Below are 16,957 nucleotides of genomic sequence, written 5' to 3' on the forward strand. Positions count from 1 at the left end.
ATATTTATTGCTCCTTTATCTGAAAATCGGTCATTTCCTCAGGGATATGATCTAAAGTTGTTAAATATTTTCCATCTACATATAAATCATAATTTGAAGAATGTTTGGGATGGATGAAGTAAGCATTTTCTGAAGTGATAGCCATAACGCCTTCGGGATCTGGGAAAACTAACTCTGTCACGAATACAAAAGAAAATATCAACAATATAGTGATAAATGCTGACTGAAAAATTCGGGATATATTTTTTCGTTTTTCATCAGTAAAATCTGTTGTGATAAATTTGATTCGTGTTCGCAAATTAGATGGACTCTTTCCAACAAAGTTCATGGATAATGCATGGTGTGCACATTGCCTGTAATGTACAGTCTTTGCAGTGGACACAATTAAATTGGCATATTGGATATGTTCTTTTCGGCTGCTGTTCTGCAGGATTGCCTGATCGTTGGAAACTTCCATAAAGAGTGTATACTCTTTTTTTAGAAGATAGATCAATGGATTCCACCAGTGAATACAGCAGACGACATCTACCAGTAACGTGATCCATAGATCATGTTTTTTATAATGCATGAGTTCGTGTTTGAAAACATATTCCAGTTCTGTGTCGGTAAAAGAAATATCCGGTAATAGTAATGTTGGTGTGCAAAGTCCGGTAATAGCCGGAGAAATAGTATCCGGCAGCACGGCAATGCGGATATTGTCAGTTGTATAGTGCGATGCCAGTTCATATAAGTGATGATACTCGGCAGTGTCTTTTACTTCAAATCCCTTTATATAGTTATTCAATCTTATCTTGCTGATCAATAGCCGGATTAATTGAATAACAGCACCAATAAAAACAATGCGATATAGGATATCTAAAATACTCCATCCATGAAATGGTGTGGTATCATATAGAAATCCGATTAACGTTGGCAAAATATGTTCTGATCGAAGTGTGTAAGTAAAAGGAAAATTCAAGGGAACTGCCATGCGCAGAAGAATCAATATGATTCCAATAAATACAAAGCGTTTTCCCTGTGCAAAAAATGTCTTTTTCCTATATAAAACATAATAAAAATACACGGTTAAAATCATACTTGTCGTCAGACAAGTAAGAAATGGTCCGAGAGAAAGTTCCATAAATTGCTTATTGCTCCTTTTTCAGTTCTTCTTTTTTCTTAGCAATTAACTGTTCTAATTGCTCTAATTCTTCGGCGTCCGTCTCCGCGTCTATCAATGAAGCGAAGAGAGCGAAGGGGGAAGATCCAACAATGTCTCTGAATGATTCATTGAAATATTCTTCTTTTGAAACACATGGTGTATAGCTTCGTGTCAATACGGTTCCGCTATATACAATATCTGCGACTTTGATATATTCTGCTTTCATCAGTGCCCGCAGACAAGCCTGTATGGTATTGATGTTCAAAGAAGGATTACTCTTTTCAATATCAGAGGCAATCATAGGGGTTGGACTGTTCCATAAGATCTTCATGATTTCCAGTTGCTTTTTAGTAAGCTTTTGCTTTTTAAATTTTTTCATCATGTCGTCCTCCTAAGTTGTTGCCTGTTCATACTATAACGCAAAAGAGAAATTAAGTCTATAGGTAAAAAGTAATAAAAATATAAAATAATAATTTATTGACAAATTAAAAAAATAATGATACTGTAAACAAAACAAAAACGGATCCGAAAAATAAAGACAAAAGGAGAAAATGTTATGAAGAAAAGAATTGTATCGTTAGCATTAATTGGCGTATTGACAGGGGCATTAGTGTTTGGAGCATCTGTAAATTCCACAACGGTATATGCACAGGAATCAGATAATCAAGAAGTGCTTGAAAACGATAACGAAATATGTGACAATGAATCTGATGAAGATATTGTATTTAGCGCGGCTAAAGCTGCTGCAAATACATATACAAGAGAAGTATCAGAATACGATATGCTTAAAGCGGCTCAAAAAGCATCAAATGTTGAATTGAAAAATAATGGGTTTACAGAAGCGGATATTATAGCACTGAAAAAACCATTGAAAGGAAAAGAACACTATGGAAAAGTGACGTATACGATAAGCTGTTTAAAATTTACACCTAAAAAAGATCAAACGGATTTAAAAACAAAAATGACATGGTCATGGAGCAAGGAACCAGCGGCATTAGTAACAGATATTGCGGCTACGACAACCAGTGAAAATTTTACAAAGGATTCTTCAAGTGCTACGGTTAAATATTATAAATACGGACATAAAGACCAGGGGGTAACTTCTCAGAATGCAATTGTAAAAACTAAAGATGCTGGAAGAGGTGTATTTACACGAATTACAATGGGAAAAAACTGGGATACAGATAAAAAAAGATATAAAAATGTAGCTATGGCTGGCAGCATTACAACATCATGGAGTATTGGAAAAAAGGTAACACAGGTAGGTATTGCGTCAAATTATGGTCATATAGTTGTATCAGCTGCGCCAACTCCGTCAGTATCGTTCGGAGGAGGTGCGTCAATTAGTTTTGCTCCGAAATTGGTATGCAGAAGTGGAGATGAAGCATATAAAAAGGTAGTTCAAAAATAAAGAGGTGAAGAAAATGAAAGGATGGTTATTGCTAGTGGTATCGATTTTTACTGCTGGTATTGGAATGCTTGTAGTAGGACTCCCGGGTGGAGAATTAACAGATGCAGCATTGATGGGAGGCGCAATTATTGGTTTCTTGGCACCGTCAATTGTGTATTTGGGAAATCATCTGAAATAAAAATGTGCTATATTTATAATTTAATTGGTTATCACGTTAGCAGTGCTTTTGATCCTTGCTGGGATTAACCTGGCAAGAAACAGCACATTTCCATAATTATATAAAATGCACAAAAATCACAAAACTTCCCATTTTATGTCACAAAATGGGAAGTTTTGTGGTTACTATATATGTAGAGGTTATAAGCGGAGTATGCGCTGGGGAAACTAAGGTATGAAGAAGAATCGGAGGTACGTGTATATGTTAAAACCGGGATTAATACTTTTTTGTATAGCACTTATAACAGGAGGAATCGGATTCTTCATAGGAGGGGGAGCTTTCATGCTTCTTGGATATTTAACGCCGTTTTTGCTGTATATAGTTAATCATATAAAATAGTTGCAGTTGTGAGCTTTGGCATCACCTGCTTTTGTGCTGGATACACATTCGGCAAGGATAATCATAAACCACAAAAATAACCGCCCCAGTCTGACAAACTAAGCGGTTACTTTTGTAATCATAAGTATGCGGACTAACCGTCTATCGGGAGTCCACTTAAATATCCTGCCTCAAATGAGCGACAAACTGCTCGGTGAAACTCTGAATATATGGAACTGCGGCGCCGATTGCTACGGCGTCTTTTTTGCATTTGCCGGAGAGAATGTAAGTAACATTGCTGTCGAATGTGGAGCGCGCGGCTACCTTTTCGCGGATCAGGTCGAGATCTTCATCTGTGAAATAAGACGCAATGTGTCCGCCTAGAATGACCGGTGTTTCCAAAACCATATGCAGGTTGTTGATCAGCACGGCAACGTCTGAAAGATAGTGATCCAGACGAGTCAGGCAGTTGGTATTCCCGGCTGCTTTTTTCTCAAAAAATTGATCCAGCTCCTGGTGAATGTCATCGGCATCGGAGCCTAATAGAGCGTGTCCGGAACAGTAACATTCGGCGCAGCCTTTCTTGCCACAGTAACAGGTAAGTCCATCCGGAACGAGTGTCATATGCTCGAAAGTACCACTTTTTCCTGTGGCGCCAACCTGCAGTTTTCCGTCAATCAGCACGGCGCCGCCCAGATGCTGCCCAAGAGAAATGTAAATAGCATCAGTCAGAGAACGCCGCTCCCATAACTCGCTGTAGCAGGCACATTCCGCATCGTGAATGAGTTTGCATGGAAAACGAAATGCATTTGCAAAAGTATCCAGACGCAGTCCGGTACTGTTTAAGATCTCACCATAAGTAAAACTTTCTCCATCCGGGGAAATCAGTCCCTGTACACCAAGTCCGATGCCAAGTACTTTTTCTTCTTCGTAGTGATTAGTGTTCATGAAGTTCTGTACAGCATCTTTTAAAGAGATGAAATAATCATCTGTCGGTTCGAAATCCAGAAAAATCTTCTCGCGTGCAATCACCTTTCCATATAAATTAAGTGCAACAATCGTCGCCCGGTGCGGCAGCAGTTCGATCCCGATCGCAATACGCGCAAGCGCTTCTACCTGATAGGCAACCGCACGGCGTCCGACCGTGGAATCCAGCCTTCCGCATGTCTTAATAAGAGAAGCATCCAGAAGTGTATTCAGATGCTGTGATACCGTTGGCAGGCTGATGCCAAGCTCATTTGCGATCATCTGCTTCGGGCAGGACGGATGCTGGTAAATAAATGAGTACACGTCCGACAAATTCTTTAATTTTATATCTGTAAGTGTGAAAAAATCCATAATCTAGTCCCCTATTCATCTGCAACTGTTTAAAACCTTTTACCCCAGCAATTCGCAAAATACACATAAATGTGTTCTTTCGCAGCTACGCAGCTATTTTACAAAATCAATTAATAAAAAGATATAAGATAAGTATACATAATAAAAGTACAATCGTCCAGAGACAGATTGAGATCGTAAGTGTTTCACAAATTCGAGGGTAAAAGATTGTGAAGTTTACAGTATTGTATATTTACTTTAAATAGGCTATTCTGTAAATACATTATATAAAATGATTTTATAAAATAAAATTATAAAATGATTCAAAACGTAAAAACACACTATAAATTAGGAGGAATCATCATGGGAATTATTGAGAAAATGAGACTGGATGGAAAGAAAGGTTTTGTAACAGGAGCAGCAAGAGGAATTGGTAAATGTACCGCAACTGCATTTGCAGAGGCAGGAGCTGATGTGGCAATCGTTGACCTTGATATCGAGGAAGCAAAGAAGACAGCGGCAGAACTGGCTGAGAAGACAGGAAGAAAAGTCATTGCGATCCAGACAGACTGCACGAACAAAGAGCAGGTTGACGAGATGGTAGAGACAGTTGTAAAGGAACTTGGCGGACTGGATTTCTGTCATAACAACGCAGGTATCTGCATCAACGCTCCGGCGGAAGAGATGACTTATGAGCAGTGGTCAAAGGTTATTAACATCAACCTGAACGGTATTTTCTTAACAGATATCGCAGCAGGAAAATATATGCTGGCTCACGGCGGCGGATCTATCATAAATACTGCATCCATGTCTGCACATATTGTTAATGTCCCACAGCCACAGTGTGCATACAATGCATCTAAAGCAGGTGTGATCCAGTTGACAAAATCTCTCGCGATCGAGTGGGCTAAACGTGGTGTGCGTGTGAACTGTATCAGCCCTGGATATATCGGCACAGAACTGACACTGAACTCTCCGACACTGATTCCGCTGATCGAGAAATGGAACGAGATGGCACCGCTTGGAAGAATGGGAAAACCGGAAGAACTGGAATCCATCTGCGTATATCTGGCAGGTGATACAAGCACATTTACAACAGGATCTGATTTCGTGATCGACGGAGCATTTACATGTTTCTAAACATAGAATATAGGAGAATACAGATATGAGTGGCACAAATAGCAGAGAAATTGACTTGTTTTTATAAGTCAGTTTCTCTGCCTATTTGCTCGTTTCAGATGATTTCGGCAGGGAGAAGATAAATTCTGTTCCGACACCTTCTGTGCTGATAACGTTGATATTTTCTCCATGAGCCTGTATGGCTTCTTTGACGATGGCAAGACCGAGTCCGGTTCCTTTCTTATCTTTGCCACGGGAAAGATCCGTTTTGTAAAAACGTTCCCAGATCTTATTCAGTGCATTTCGCGGAATACCGATACCGTAATCCTTGACAGATGTGTAAACTTTATCGCCACGCTCGGTTGTCTCGATCGTAATGGAAGAATCCTGATCACTGAATTTGATCGCATTATCGATCAGATTATAAAGAACCTGTTGGATCTTCCTTTTGTCTGCAAAGATATAGAGATGTTTGGTTGCGAAAAGAAGTTCAATCGAAATCTTTTTCTGGGTGCAGCGCCCTTCAAAGGATGCGGCTACGTTTTTGATTATCTCATGAATATCGAATGACACTTTATCTAACAGAAGATGTTCCGTATCAAATTCATTCAATGTCAGAAGATCGTGTGTCAGATCCGTCAGACGTTCTGTCTCAAATAAAATGATTTTCAGATATTTTCCCTGTAATTCCGGCGGGATCGTACCATCTGCCATCGCTTCCACATAGCCTTTGATGGAAGTCAGCGGAGAACGAAAATCATGGGAGACATTTGCAACAAATTTCTTCTGGTAGTCTTCCATATCCCGGAGCTGGGAAGACATATAGTTGAGGGATGCGGAAAGGTATCCCATCTCGTCTTCGGTATTGACAGGTATCTCGTAATCCAGATTGCCGGAAGCATACTGCTTGGCGGCTTCCGTGATCTTGCTGAGCGGCCGGTAAACGAAAAACTGGAACGCCAGCAGAATCATAAAGGACAGAATATAGATGACGAGAAAGCACGTATAAGCTGCATTCAGAAGATAATGCTGTGTCTCGGAAACACTGCTCAAGTCTTTGTGGATGATCAAATATCCCTGAGAAGTATAGTTACTGTTCACCGGTGCAATGACCGTGAGTACATCTTCATTAAAGTAACCGTGGTAATCACTGACCTCATATTGGTTATTGCCAATTTCTGCCGGATCAAAGTTCGCAATTCTGGTCGGAGCGGAAGGAAAATCACCGGAGGATGCCGAGGTCAGCACTTTGCCGTTGCGGTCAACAAACCAGCATGCAGCATTCAGATGCGATTCGATACCGGACAGTTGCAGATGAACATCGTTGAGCGTAATATTTCCATAAAAATATTGCGGCAGGTAATTCGTTGCAATGATATTCGCTTCCTGATGAACGGAAGAACCGGTGCTGGCTGTCAGCGGATCACTGATTAAGCCAGAGCCGAGCGTTGCGATCGTAAAAAGGCTCAGGAAACCGAAAATGATATATACAATAACAAATTTCAAATATAATGTACTTTTCATGTAGTGCCTCTGTGGTTTATTTCTTATTTTACTTCAAATTTGTAACCAATACCCCAGACGGTAGCAAGTCCCCATGTAGCATGATCTTTGATCTTCTCGCGGAGACGTTTGATATGTACGTCTACTGTACGGGTATCGCCAATGTATTCATATCCCCAGATCTGATCCAGAAGCTGCTCTCTTGTGAACACCTGATTCGGAGAAGCAGCAAGGAAATAGAGAAGTTCCAGTTCCTTTGGCGGCATATCGACAGTCTGACCATCCACAATAACCGAATAGTTGGTAAGGTTAATGGAAATGCCCGGATATTCGACACGCTTACTTTTGTCTTCCACCGGAGATTCCATCTTCTGCCCCGGTTGGTAGCGACGGAGAACAGCTTTTACACGGGCAACCATTTCTTTGGAATCAAATGGTTTCATAATATAATCATCAGCGCCCATTTCCAGCCCAAGTACTTTGTCAAAAACCTCGCCTTTGGCAGACAGCATAATGATCGGTGTGTTCGATCTTGCACGGATCTCACGGCAGACCTGATAGCCGTCAATGCCCGGAAGCATGAGATCCAGAAGCATCAGATTCGGCTGGTAAGTGTCAAATGCGACAAGTGCTTCTTCACCGTCATGGACCATCATCGTGTCAAAACATTCTTTTGTTAAATATAAGGAAATCAGTTCGGCGATATTTTCATCATCGTCTACGATTAAAATTTTCTGTTTATTTACCATATAAAATAGTCTCCCTTCGTTCGCAGTGTTCTATCTGAGTTCTGCGATTGTAACTCCGGCGTCACCTTCTCCGAAAGCACCGAGCCGGAAGGATTTGACATGTTTTTGGCGCTTCAGGTATTTGTGGATGCCCTGGCGCAGTGCACCGGTTCCTTTTCCGTGGACAATGCGGACAGAGCTTAAATGTGCAAGGCTTGCGTCATCCAGATATTTGTCTAGTTCAGCAACCGCTTCATCGACTGTCTTACCGAGTAAATTGATCTCAGTAGCAACGGTAAGTGATTTGTTCATCTTGATCTTGCCTTTGCCGGTACGCTTCGCTGTCTTCTGGAGATAGTTCGGCTTCTCGTCGATGATCTCCAAATCGGAAATGTTTACTTTGGAGCGTAAAATTCCCATCTGTACATCCAGATTGCCCTTTGCATCCGGAAGAGATACAACCGAACCGGTAAGATTCATGCTCAGAACCTTAACCGATTCGCCAAGTTTGAAATCTGACGGTTTGTATTGTTTCTTCGGTTTCGCTGGTTCTGGTGTCATGCCGGAACGGGTTTTCGCCATCTTCTTGCGGAGACGTTCACGTTCTTTCTCCATCTCGGCGGCAGAAATATTCGCCTTGCCGAATTTGTGGAAATTTCGCATTGTCTCATCGGCAGTCTCTTTGGCATCTTCCAGAATAGCATGTGCTTTTTCATTTGCCTCACGTAAAATACGGTCTCTCTGGGCTTCTAACTTCTCCTGCTTCTGGGAGGTTTCCATTTTCAGACGTTCGATCTCACGCTTGTAAGCAGCGATCGTCTCGCGCTCTTTGTCCAATGTTTTACGGCTCGTTTCCAGATCTGTCAGAATGTCCTCGAAAGATTCATCCTGTTCTGTCAGATGTGTCTTCGCATCTTCGATGATGTAATCCGGAATCCCCAGTCTGGAAGCGATAGCAAAAGCGTTACTCTTTCCAGGAATGCCGATCAGAAGCCGGTAAGTCGGGCGGAGCGTCTCAACGTCGAACTCACAGGACGCATTTTCCACGCCCGGCGTAGACAGTGCATAGACTTTCAGTTCGCTGTAATGCGTTGTTGCCATCGTGCGGATGCTGCGGCTGTGAAGATGATTCAAAATAGAAGTCGCAAGTGCTGCACCTTCGGTCGGATCAGTTCCGGCACCCAGCTCATCAAAAAGAACGAGAGAGTGTTCGTCTACCTGTTTCAAAAAGGAAACGATATTTGTCATATGAGAAGAGAATGTACTGAGACTCTGCTCAATGCTCTGCTCGTCTCCGATATCGGCATATACATCGTGAAATACGGCAAGCTCGGAACGGTCCAGTGCCGGAATGTGAAGCCCTGCCTGTCCCATCAGAGTAAAAAGTCCAACGGTCTTAAGCGAAACCGTCTTACCACCGGTATTCGGTCCGGTGACAATGAGGAGATCAAATGTATCCCCCAATGTAAGCGTGATCGGAACGACATTCTTCTTATCTAAAAGGGGATGTCTTCCTTCTCGGATGTGGATTCTTCCTTCCGTGTTAAAAATCGGCTGGCTCGCATTCATATCAAGTGCAAGTGCACCCTTTGCGAAAATAAAATCAAGCTGACGCAGGATTGTATAACAGGTGTGGATTTCCGTTGTATATTCGGCAGCGTCTGCACTCAGACGTGCCAGAACCTTCTGAATTTCTTCCTGCTCCTGCCCATATAATTCTTTTAAATCGTTATTCAGTTTTACGACAGCCATTGGTTCAATGAAAAGTGTAGAACCGGTTGCAGACTGATCGTGGATCATACCGGAAACCTGGCTGCGGTACTCAGCTTTGACCGGGATGCAATAGCGGTCGCCACGCATCGTAATGATCGGATCCTGTAAATAAGTGCGGAGAGATCCATTTACCATATTGGAAAGAGTGGCGTGTACTTTGTCATTGATCTGGTTCATTGCCCGGCGGACATGTTTTAATCCCGGACTGGCATCGTCACTGATTTCATCCTCGTCGATAACGCAGCGGCGGATCTCATTTACCAGAATGGTTACCGGATTGAGCTGTTCAAAATAGCCGTCCAGACAATCTTCCATCTCATCGGCATTGTCATGTCTGCCATAAGCTCTTGCACGACCGGCGGTCTCTAATAATTTGCAGATGCGGAGAAGTTCCCCGCTTCCGAGCACGCCGCCGATCTCTAGTCGGCGGATGGAATCGTTGACCGGATTGCAGCCGCTAAAAGACGGGCGTCCCTTCTTCACGATCCTTGTAAAAGCGGCCGCAGTCTCATCCTGCGCGTTCCTGATGGCAGAAATGTCTGTCATCGGTTTCAGTCTTCTGCACAGTTCTTTTCCACTGAAAGAAGAGGCATGTTCTATTAATTGTTCGATAATTTTGTTATATTCCAGTTTTGCTAATGTTTTCTTATTCATAATTCTCACCTGGATATATTCTACCTTATTTGCAGGATAAAGAAAAGGATAAATATTGAACATTTGCAGGTGATACGCTATACTAGAAAAAGGATTGCGAAGGAGACGCGAGGACCTATGGATGAGCAAAAAAGACAGCAAGAAGAATCAGAAATGAACGAGACTCCGGAGTATTCTTTTTTACAGGAAGTCATCAAAGATGAAGTGGGTGGCACAGGAAAGCGGAAGAAGAGAATCCTGCGTAAGATAGGCGTGGGAATTTTTATCGGACTGGTTGCCTGCTTTACTTTTAGTGTGTTTAAACCATGGGTAGAGAGCAGAATATCCGGCAATCCGGATGAAGTGACGATTCCAAGAGACACGAAGCAGACTGCAGAAAATGAAGCAGACAGATCCGGGAAAGATGGAAACGGACAGAAGAAAGATAATTACAGCAAGTCTGTGAAGTCATTAAGTGATGTTGCGAAGAAAGGAAAGAGAAGTGTAGTATCGCTTCTTGTACTGACGGGTGCAACGATTGGCAATAAAGAGTTTGTCAGTGAGAGCCAGTCGGTATCCGGTGTCCTGATCGCAGACAACGGGCAGGAACTTCTGATCCTGGGACCGACGATGGAAGTGGGAGAAACACAGCAGATCCAGGCAACATTCTGTGATGGAAAAAAATATCAGGTTACAGAGAAGAAGAGCGATGCGAACCTAGAACTGACGATTTACGCAGTGAAGGAATCACAGCTGGAAGAAAAGACGGCAAAGAGTATCCGGCTTGCAGCGCTTGGCAGTTCCTATGAGGTGAAGAAGGGTGATACCACCGTATTGCTTGGTATGCTTTTCGGGCAGGGAGATGCAGTGGGATATGGTGTGCTGAGATCCAGTACCGAGAAAGCAGAGCGGGCTGATGGTACATATCATATTCTGGGAGCAGAGCTTGCCGGATTTACGGGAGGCAGTGGTATTATGTTTAACCGGCAGGAAGAAGTGATTGGAATTATCTGTGATGCGGCAGGCGAAGATGCGAAAGAAGAGCTGATGCATGCATATGCGATTTCAGACATCAAAGATGTTATGCAGTTTCTGGCGAACGGAGAGAGCGTTCCGTACATCGGAATCCATGCAACGGATGTGTCCGAGAATATAGCGGAAGATCGCAGGATTCCAAGAGGAATCTATGTAGATAAAGTAGAAGCAGATTCTCCGGCGATGCGTGCCGGTATCCAGAGCGGGGATGTGCTGACTGCGATAGGAGGAACAGATATAGAGAATTTTGAACAGTATCATGAACTTTTGATGGAAGAAAAAGAAGGCACACATTTGTTGATCAAAGGTTACAGACGCGGTGCGAAAGATCAGTATGTTGCTGTGCATTTTAATGCTACAGTGGGAAATAAATAATAGAAAGAGGCTATAAAATATGAGATATATCAACACATTAGTAGAAGGCGAAACCATCCGGAATATTTATCTGTGCAAAGGAAAAAGAAGCGCAGAGACAAGAAACGGGAAGCCATATGACAATCTGATCCTGCAGGATAAGACAGGAACACTGGACGGAAAGGTCTGGGATCCGAATTCTAATGGAATCGCAGACTATGATGAGATGGATTTTATCGAAGTATTTGGCGATGTGATCAGTTATAATAACAATCTGCAGCTCAATATCCGTCAGATCCGTAAGGCGTATGAAGATGAGTATGTGGCAGCAGACTACATGCCGACAACCGAGAAAAGCACAGACAGTATGTTTGAAGAACTGATCGGATATGTGAAGAAGATCGATAATGACTATCTGCGTCAGGCGGTAGAGTATTATTTTGTAAATGATGAAGCATTTATCAAGACATTTGTCGGACATTCTGCAGCAAAGACCGTTCATCATGGATTTGCCGGAGGACTTCTGGAACATACATTAAGTGTCGTGAAAATGTGCGAATACATGGTGAGTGCATATCCGATTCTCAACAAAGATCTGCTATATGCTGCAGCCATTTGTCACGATATCGGAAAGACAAAAGAATTGTCACCGTTCCCGACAAACGATTATACAGATGATGGACAGCTGCTTGGACATATCGTGATCGGTGTGGAGATGATCTCTGATGCAGTCAGAAGTATTCCGGGATTTCCGGAGCAGCTGGCAAGTGAATTAAAGCACTGTATCGTTGCGCATCATGGAGAATTAGAGTATGGTTCACCGAAGAAACCTGCGCTGGCAGAGGCACTGGCACTGAATTTCGCAGATGCAACCGATGCGAAGATGCAGACACTGACGGAACTTTTCAAAGACAAGAAGAACAATGACTGGCTTGGATACAACCGGTTATTTGAATCCAATCTGAGAAAGACGATTGTGTAGGAAAATAAAATTACAAAGATGCAGCGATAAGATTCAATTTAAGTGGAGAAAGATATGCAAAAAAACAATGTTGTAACAGTTACAATTGAAGATATCGGCGTAAATGGAGAGGGCATAGGCAAAGTTGATGGCTATACCCTCTTTATTAAAGATGCCATGATCGGAGATGTGATCGAAGCGAAAGTCATGAAAGCGAAGAAGCACTATGGCTATGCGAGATTACAGAAGATCCTGACGTCGTCCGAGGCGAGAGTGAAGACACCGGCATGTCCGATGGCGAGAAAATGTGGTGGCTGTCAGATTCAGGAAATGAAATATTCGGCGCAGCTTGCATTTAAAGAGGGAAAAGTGTGCGGCAATCTGGAACGGATCGGTGGTGTGCCAGCGGAGCTTTTAGATGAGATCATGGAGCCGGTTGTTGGGATGGAACGCGGCGAAACCGCAGAAGTTGCGGCTGCTGCGGGTACTGAAAAGGCAGGTGCAGCGGACTATCAGCCGTTCTGTTACAGGAATAAGGCACAGTTTCCAATCGGCACAGATAAAGAAGGACATGTGATTGCCGGATTTTATGCCGGAAGAACGCACAATATTATTTCAAATACAGACTGCATTCTTGGTGTTCCGGTAAATAAAGAGATTCTGGAGTGTATTCTTGCATTTATGGAAGAATACAAGATTCTATCTTATAATGAAGAAAAGCATACCGGTCTTGTGCGCCATGTGTTGATTCGTTACGGTTTCAAAACCGATGAGATTATGGTCTGTCTGATCTTAAATGGAGAAAAACTGCCGCACGCAGAAGTTCTTGTGGAGCGTCTGCGAAAAATTCCGGGAATGACAAGTATTACTGTTAATGTGAATCGCGCAAAGACGAATGTTATTATGGGAGATAAGATTAAACTTCTGTGGGGACAGACATTTATCACAGACTATATTGGAAATGTAAAGTATCAGATTTCACCACTGTCATTTTATCAGGTGAATCCGGTGCAGACAGAGAAAGTATATGAGCTGGCGTTGGATTATGCAGACCTGACCGGTGAGGAAACGGTGTGGGATCTGTACTGCGGAATCGGAACAATTTCCCTGTTCCTTGCTCAGAAGGCAAAGCAGGTGTACGGTGTGGAGATCGTGCCGCAGGCGATTGATGATGCGAAAAATAATGCTAAGATTAACGGAATTAAAAATGCAGAATTTTATGTCGGAAAAGCCGAGGAAGTTCTGCCGGAGTATTATAAAGAATATGCGAAGATGCACAATGGTGAGAAAGCACACGCAGATGTGATTGTTGTCGATCCGCCGCGCAAAGGCTGCGAGGAATCGCTGCTTCAGACGATTGTTGACATGCAGCCGGAGCGTGTTGTGTATGTCAGCTGCGACAGCGCAACACTCGCAAGGGATGTGAAGTTCCTGCGCGAGAAAGGCTACGAGCTTGCGAAGGTGCGCGCGGTGGATCAGTTCCCTCATACGGTGCATGTTGAGAGCGTAGTTCTGCTTTCCCACAAAAAGCCAGACGGACATATCAACGTAAAAGTTGAGTTTGGCGAGGGTGAGGGAAAAGTTCCGCTTGATAACATCGCTAAAAGAGCCGAAACATACAAGCCCAAAGAGCGAGTGACCTACAAAATGATAAAGGAGTACATAGAAGCTAAATACGGCTTCAAAGTACATACCGTATATATTGCAGAGGTAAAAAGAGATTTGGGCTTGCCGATGTACGATGCTCCTAATGCGGTAGAAGAATTGAAACAGCCGAGGAAGCATCCGACAGCGGAGAAAGTGGAAGCGATAAAGGATGCGTTGCAGCATTTTGAAGTTATTAAATAAACAGTATTTTTCTACGAAAGGAGGGGAAATTTGTTGATGGAAAATTTCGATATAGTGAATGAAATATATAATGAAATATTTTGCAACATACAGCACGGGAACATTGACCTATTTTTATGCGGTGCAGCAAGTATAAAAGAAAAAACTTCTTATAGAGATATTATCAGGGGCAAATTAGAAGATAATGCCAATTTATCGATATTATATCCCGAAGATATGTTTATGGAGATGCTTAATAGAAAGAAATATGATTTACTAACATTAGAAAAGTTTTTGGCAAGCAACAGCGACATAATCTTGATTGTTTGCGAAAGCCCCGGTTCGTTCACAGAATTAGGAGCATTTGTTAATAATAGTGAGACGTTAGAAAAAGTAGTAGTTTTATTGCAAACAAAATATAAAAATGCCAAAAGTTTTATTAGGCAAGGACCTGTAGAGTATGTCAGAATGAAAAATAAAAATAACGTAATTTATTTCAATAACAATATTGATGAAGCCGTAGAAAAGATTAAAAAGTATTTGAGAAACAGATTTTGGTATTTAGGGTATAAAAGGAAAGAACCAAAACTCAAAGACTTAAACTTGATTTCTGGTCAATATTATTTTATAATTTTATTGTTGTACTTCTATCAAGAATTAAATGTAAAGACGTTGGTAGCAATTCTAAAGGATTTATATAAAATGAAGTACAATATAGAAGAATTTGATATTATTTATTCATCTGCAATAAAAAGATTGTTTAAAGAAGGCTTGATTAAAAAAGAAGAGTCCGCTGGGAAAGTAATCTAATATAAGCTTACAGATAAAGGATATGGTTTTGCTAATCTTCTTTTATCATATGTTTCTTTAGAAAATAGGACGAGGACTATTGATAAAATAAGATTGAAAATTATATATAGTCAATATTATTAGCACTGCTTTCTTAGAACGTTACAGATACATATCTGTTTACGGAAGATGGTTCGTCTTCCTAAGAAAATTAACAAACACAGAGTTACTCCAATCAATGGAGAAACTCCACGACAGTGAACTTCCTCCATTGATTGGAGACAAAGAGATTTAAGGTAAGGAAGTGGTGCTAATTTTATGAAAAAGTATAGTAATAAAACAGTTATTGAGTCTTTAGGACTTCCAATGTTGACTTGTTTTGATGATTTGGTTAAGGAATTAAGTTTAAGTGGAAAACTTGTTTATTGGTTAACAAAACAGGATGCTGAAGGAAGATACAAAACTTTTTTTATTGAAAAAAAAGATGGTGATAAAAGAAAGATTAATGCGCCGTCCCTATCGTTAAAGATAGTTCAAAGATGGGTTTTGGAAAATATCTTATATAAGATAAAAGCATCACAATATTCATATGGATTTACGAAAGGAGACCGAAAAGGCTCTCCATTGGTGTATTGTGCGGAAAAACATAAAAACAATTTATATGTATTTAAATTAGACTTAAAGGATTTTTATCCTTCGATTAAGCGAGAGAAAGTGTATTATGCTTTTGCAAATATAGGATATAATGCTGATGTATCAAATTTACTAACAAACATATGTGTTGTTGATGATGAATTGCCACAAGGAGCTGTTACATCGCCGTATCTTGCTAATTTGATTTGTAGAAAATTAGATTTGAGGATAGCAGGGTATTGCAATAAAAGAAATATTGTATATACAAGGTATGCTGATGATTTGACATTTTCTTGTGATGATAGAGAATTATTAAGAAAAATATACGGCATGGTTAAAAAGATAGTCGAAGATGAGGGCTTTTGTTTAAATCAAAAGAAAACTGTTTTCATGACACCTAAAAGTCATAAGGTAGTATTAGGTGTAACGATAAATGATAGTTTATTAAAGGCTCCCAAAGAAATCAAAAAAAGTATACGTGCAATGATACATTATGAAGTAGCCACTGGTGATTACACTATGAATGATAAAATACGTGGTTATGTAGCTTATGTAGATTCTATAGAAAAGAATTATAAGAACAAATGTATAAGTTATTTACAAAAATTATCTGAATCGACACTTTGCCTATTTCCAGATGTCGTAAAAGCATATAACAGTAACAAAATATATAAAGAACTACCAGATATGATAGAAAAACGAGCAACAGATTTTGTTGAATTAAAAGATGCAGATGATTTTTATGATATGATATATTATGAACATGAGGAATATTTAATTTCAAATGGTTTATTAAATGAAAAGGAAGATATAACGGATTTAGAAGAAACATTTTAAGAGAAAATAGTGGTAGAATTATTTTGCGATTGTATTTATTAACAGTTGCACAGGCAGCTATCGCAAATAGGTAGGAGTTCTCTTTCCTTTGAATTGCGGCTTAGTTTCGAGCAGGCAGCAGCCTATCGAAAGGCTAACGGACAGTATGTAAGGAAAAATCAGTGGAGAGATACCACTGTAAGGGAATTCATAGACCTTGATTAACAGTTAAATACGATAAGCGTATCATTAGAAATAGTGGTACGTTTATTTTTTTGCCCCTTTTTGCAGATTTGTCCTTTCAACCGCTTTCAAATATAATGGAGTTAATAGAGATGAGCAAAACACATTAATTCAAAAGTAGGACGTGGCAGTTAGTTTC

Annotated in this window: 14 protein-coding genes; 8 read left to right on the forward strand and 6 right to left on the reverse strand. The window is 40.9% G+C overall.

Translation table 11 applies throughout. From position 1 onward, the window contains the following. Positions 1-4: 4 nt before the first annotated feature. On the reverse strand, positions 5-970 hold the full coding sequence (locus DW125_RS13775) for a M56 family metallopeptidase (protein ID WP_158549933.1): 966 nt from the start codon (positions 968-970) through the stop codon (positions 5-7). Between the two features lie 157 nt (positions 971-1,127). Continuing rightward, positions 1,128-1,523 (reverse strand): BlaI/MecI/CopY family transcriptional regulator, encoded by a 396-nt coding sequence (locus tag DW125_RS13780; protein WP_242993006.1) that lies wholly within the window; start codon positions 1,521-1,523, stop codon positions 1,128-1,130. Positions 1,524-1,697: 174 nt separating this feature from the next. On the opposite strand from DW125_RS13780, the gene DW125_RS13785 reads away from it, so the two are divergent. Together DW125_RS13785 and DW125_RS14060 are read left to right on the forward strand one after the other, a co-directional pair. Further along, positions 1,698-2,552 (forward strand): hypothetical protein, encoded by an 855-nt coding sequence (locus DW125_RS13785; RefSeq protein WP_117538513.1) that lies wholly within the window; start codon positions 1,698-1,700, stop codon positions 2,550-2,552. Positions 2,553-2,565: 13 nt separating this feature from the next. Beyond that, on the forward strand, positions 2,566-2,730 hold the full coding sequence (locus DW125_RS14060) for a hypothetical protein (RefSeq protein WP_021860271.1): 165 nt from the start codon (positions 2,566-2,568) through the stop codon (positions 2,728-2,730). A 534-nt stretch (positions 2,731-3,264) separates the two neighbouring features. On the opposite strand, the gene DW125_RS13790 is transcribed toward DW125_RS14060, so the two are convergent. After that, positions 3,265-4,425, reverse strand: coding sequence for an ROK family transcriptional regulator (locus DW125_RS13790; RefSeq protein ID WP_117538514.1), 1,161 nt, complete (start codon positions 4,423-4,425; stop codon positions 3,265-3,267). Positions 4,426-4,767: 342 nt separating this feature from the next. On the opposite strand from DW125_RS13790, the gene DW125_RS13795 reads away from it, so the two are divergent. After that, positions 4,768-5,544, forward strand: coding sequence for an SDR family oxidoreductase (locus DW125_RS13795; RefSeq protein ID WP_021860268.1), 777 nt, complete (start codon positions 4,768-4,770; stop codon positions 5,542-5,544). A gap of 81 nt (positions 5,545-5,625) precedes the next feature. On the opposite strand, the gene DW125_RS13800 is transcribed toward DW125_RS13795, so the two are convergent. From DW125_RS13800 to DW125_RS13810, 3 genes are read right to left on the reverse strand one after another with little or no spacing between them, the layout of a single operon-like run. Further along, on the reverse strand, positions 5,626-7,047 hold the full coding sequence (locus DW125_RS13800; RefSeq protein WP_117538515.1) for a HAMP domain-containing sensor histidine kinase: 1,422 nt from the start codon (positions 7,045-7,047) through the stop codon (positions 5,626-5,628). A gap of 23 nt (positions 7,048-7,070) precedes the next feature. Then, positions 7,071-7,775: a response regulator transcription factor gene (locus tag DW125_RS13805; protein ID WP_021860266.1), complete on the reverse strand. Its 705-nt coding sequence runs from the start codon at positions 7,773-7,775 to the stop codon at positions 7,071-7,073. 30 nt (positions 7,776-7,805) lie between these two features. Then, entirely contained in the window at positions 7,806-10,181 is a 2,376-nt protein-coding gene (locus DW125_RS13810; protein WP_117538516.1) for an endonuclease MutS2, read from the reverse strand. Positions 10,182-10,298: 117 nt separating this feature from the next. Here DW125_RS13810 and DW125_RS13815 point away from each other — a divergent pair, with 117 nt between their 5' ends. The 5 genes from DW125_RS13815 (at position 10,299) to DW125_RS13835 (ending at position 16,596) form a co-directional block, all read left to right on the forward strand. After that, positions 10,299-11,570, forward strand: coding sequence for a S1C family serine protease (locus DW125_RS13815; RefSeq protein ID WP_117538517.1), 1,272 nt, complete (start codon positions 10,299-10,301; stop codon positions 11,568-11,570). Positions 11,571-11,589: 19 nt separating this feature from the next. Further along, the gene (locus DW125_RS13820; RefSeq protein ID WP_021860263.1) at positions 11,590-12,531 is read left to right on the forward strand and encodes a 3'-5' exoribonuclease YhaM family protein; all 942 of its coding nucleotides are present in this window, start codon (positions 11,590-11,592) and stop codon (positions 12,529-12,531) included. A gap of 54 nt (positions 12,532-12,585) precedes the next feature. Next, a complete protein-coding gene (rlmD, locus tag DW125_RS13825; RefSeq protein ID WP_117538518.1) occupies positions 12,586-14,358 on the forward strand; it encodes a 23S rRNA (uracil(1939)-C(5))-methyltransferase RlmD in 1,773 nt (590 codons plus the stop codon). 36 nt (positions 14,359-14,394) lie between these two features. Beyond that, entirely contained in the window at positions 14,395-15,147 is a 753-nt protein-coding gene (locus DW125_RS13830) for a retron St85 family effector protein (protein ID WP_117538519.1), read from the forward strand. A 297-nt stretch (positions 15,148-15,444) separates the two neighbouring features. After that, the gene (locus DW125_RS13835) at positions 15,445-16,596 is read left to right on the forward strand and encodes a retron St85 family RNA-directed DNA polymerase (RefSeq protein WP_117538520.1); all 1,152 of its coding nucleotides are present in this window, start codon (positions 15,445-15,447) and stop codon (positions 16,594-16,596) included. Positions 16,597-16,957: the final 361 nt, after the last annotated feature.

The organism is Dorea sp. AM10-31, from assembly GCF_003435815.1.
Lineage (GTDB): Bacteria > Bacillota > Clostridia > Lachnospirales > Lachnospiraceae > Dorea_D > Dorea_D hominis.

Excerpts from the sequence above, each read along its gene's own strand:
- DW125_RS13810 (WP_117538516.1), bottom strand. The coding sequence starts at position 10,181 with ATGAATAAGAAAACATTAGCAAAACTGGAATATAACAAAATTATCGAA.
- DW125_RS13815 (WP_117538517.1), top strand. The coding sequence starts at position 10,299 with ATGGATGAGCAAAAAAGACAGCAAGAAGAATCAGAAATGAACGAGACT.
- rlmD (WP_117538518.1), top strand. The coding sequence starts at position 12,586 with ATGCAAAAAAACAATGTTGTAACAGTTACAATTGAAGATATCGGCGTA.
- DW125_RS13790 (WP_117538514.1), bottom strand. The coding sequence starts at position 4,425 with ATGGATTTTTTCACACTTACAGATATAAAATTAAAGAATTTGTCGGAC.
- DW125_RS13795 (WP_021860268.1), top strand. The coding sequence starts at position 4,768 with ATGGGAATTATTGAGAAAATGAGACTGGATGGAAAGAAAGGTTTTGTA.
- DW125_RS13785 (WP_117538513.1), top strand. The coding sequence starts at position 1,698 with ATGAAGAAAAGAATTGTATCGTTAGCATTAATTGGCGTATTGACAGGG.
- DW125_RS14060 (WP_021860271.1), top strand. The coding sequence starts at position 2,566 with ATGAAAGGATGGTTATTGCTAGTGGTATCGATTTTTACTGCTGGTATT.
- DW125_RS13835 (WP_117538520.1), top strand. The coding sequence starts at position 15,445 with ATGAAAAAGTATAGTAATAAAACAGTTATTGAGTCTTTAGGACTTCCA.
- DW125_RS13820 (WP_021860263.1), top strand. The coding sequence starts at position 11,590 with ATGAGATATATCAACACATTAGTAGAAGGCGAAACCATCCGGAATATT.
- DW125_RS13830 (WP_117538519.1), top strand. The coding sequence starts at position 14,395 with ATGGAAAATTTCGATATAGTGAATGAAATATATAATGAAATATTTTGC.
- DW125_RS13780 (WP_242993006.1), bottom strand. The coding sequence starts at position 1,523 with ATGATGAAAAAATTTAAAAAGCAAAAGCTTACTAAAAAGCAACTGGAA.
- DW125_RS13800 (WP_117538515.1), bottom strand. The coding sequence starts at position 7,047 with ATGAAAAGTACATTATATTTGAAATTTGTTATTGTATATATCATTTTC.
- DW125_RS13805 (WP_021860266.1), bottom strand. The coding sequence starts at position 7,775 with ATGGTAAATAAACAGAAAATTTTAATCGTAGACGATGATGAAAATATC.
- DW125_RS13775 (WP_158549933.1), bottom strand. The coding sequence starts at position 970 with ATGGCAGTTCCCTTGAATTTTCCTTTTACTTACACACTTCGATCAGAA.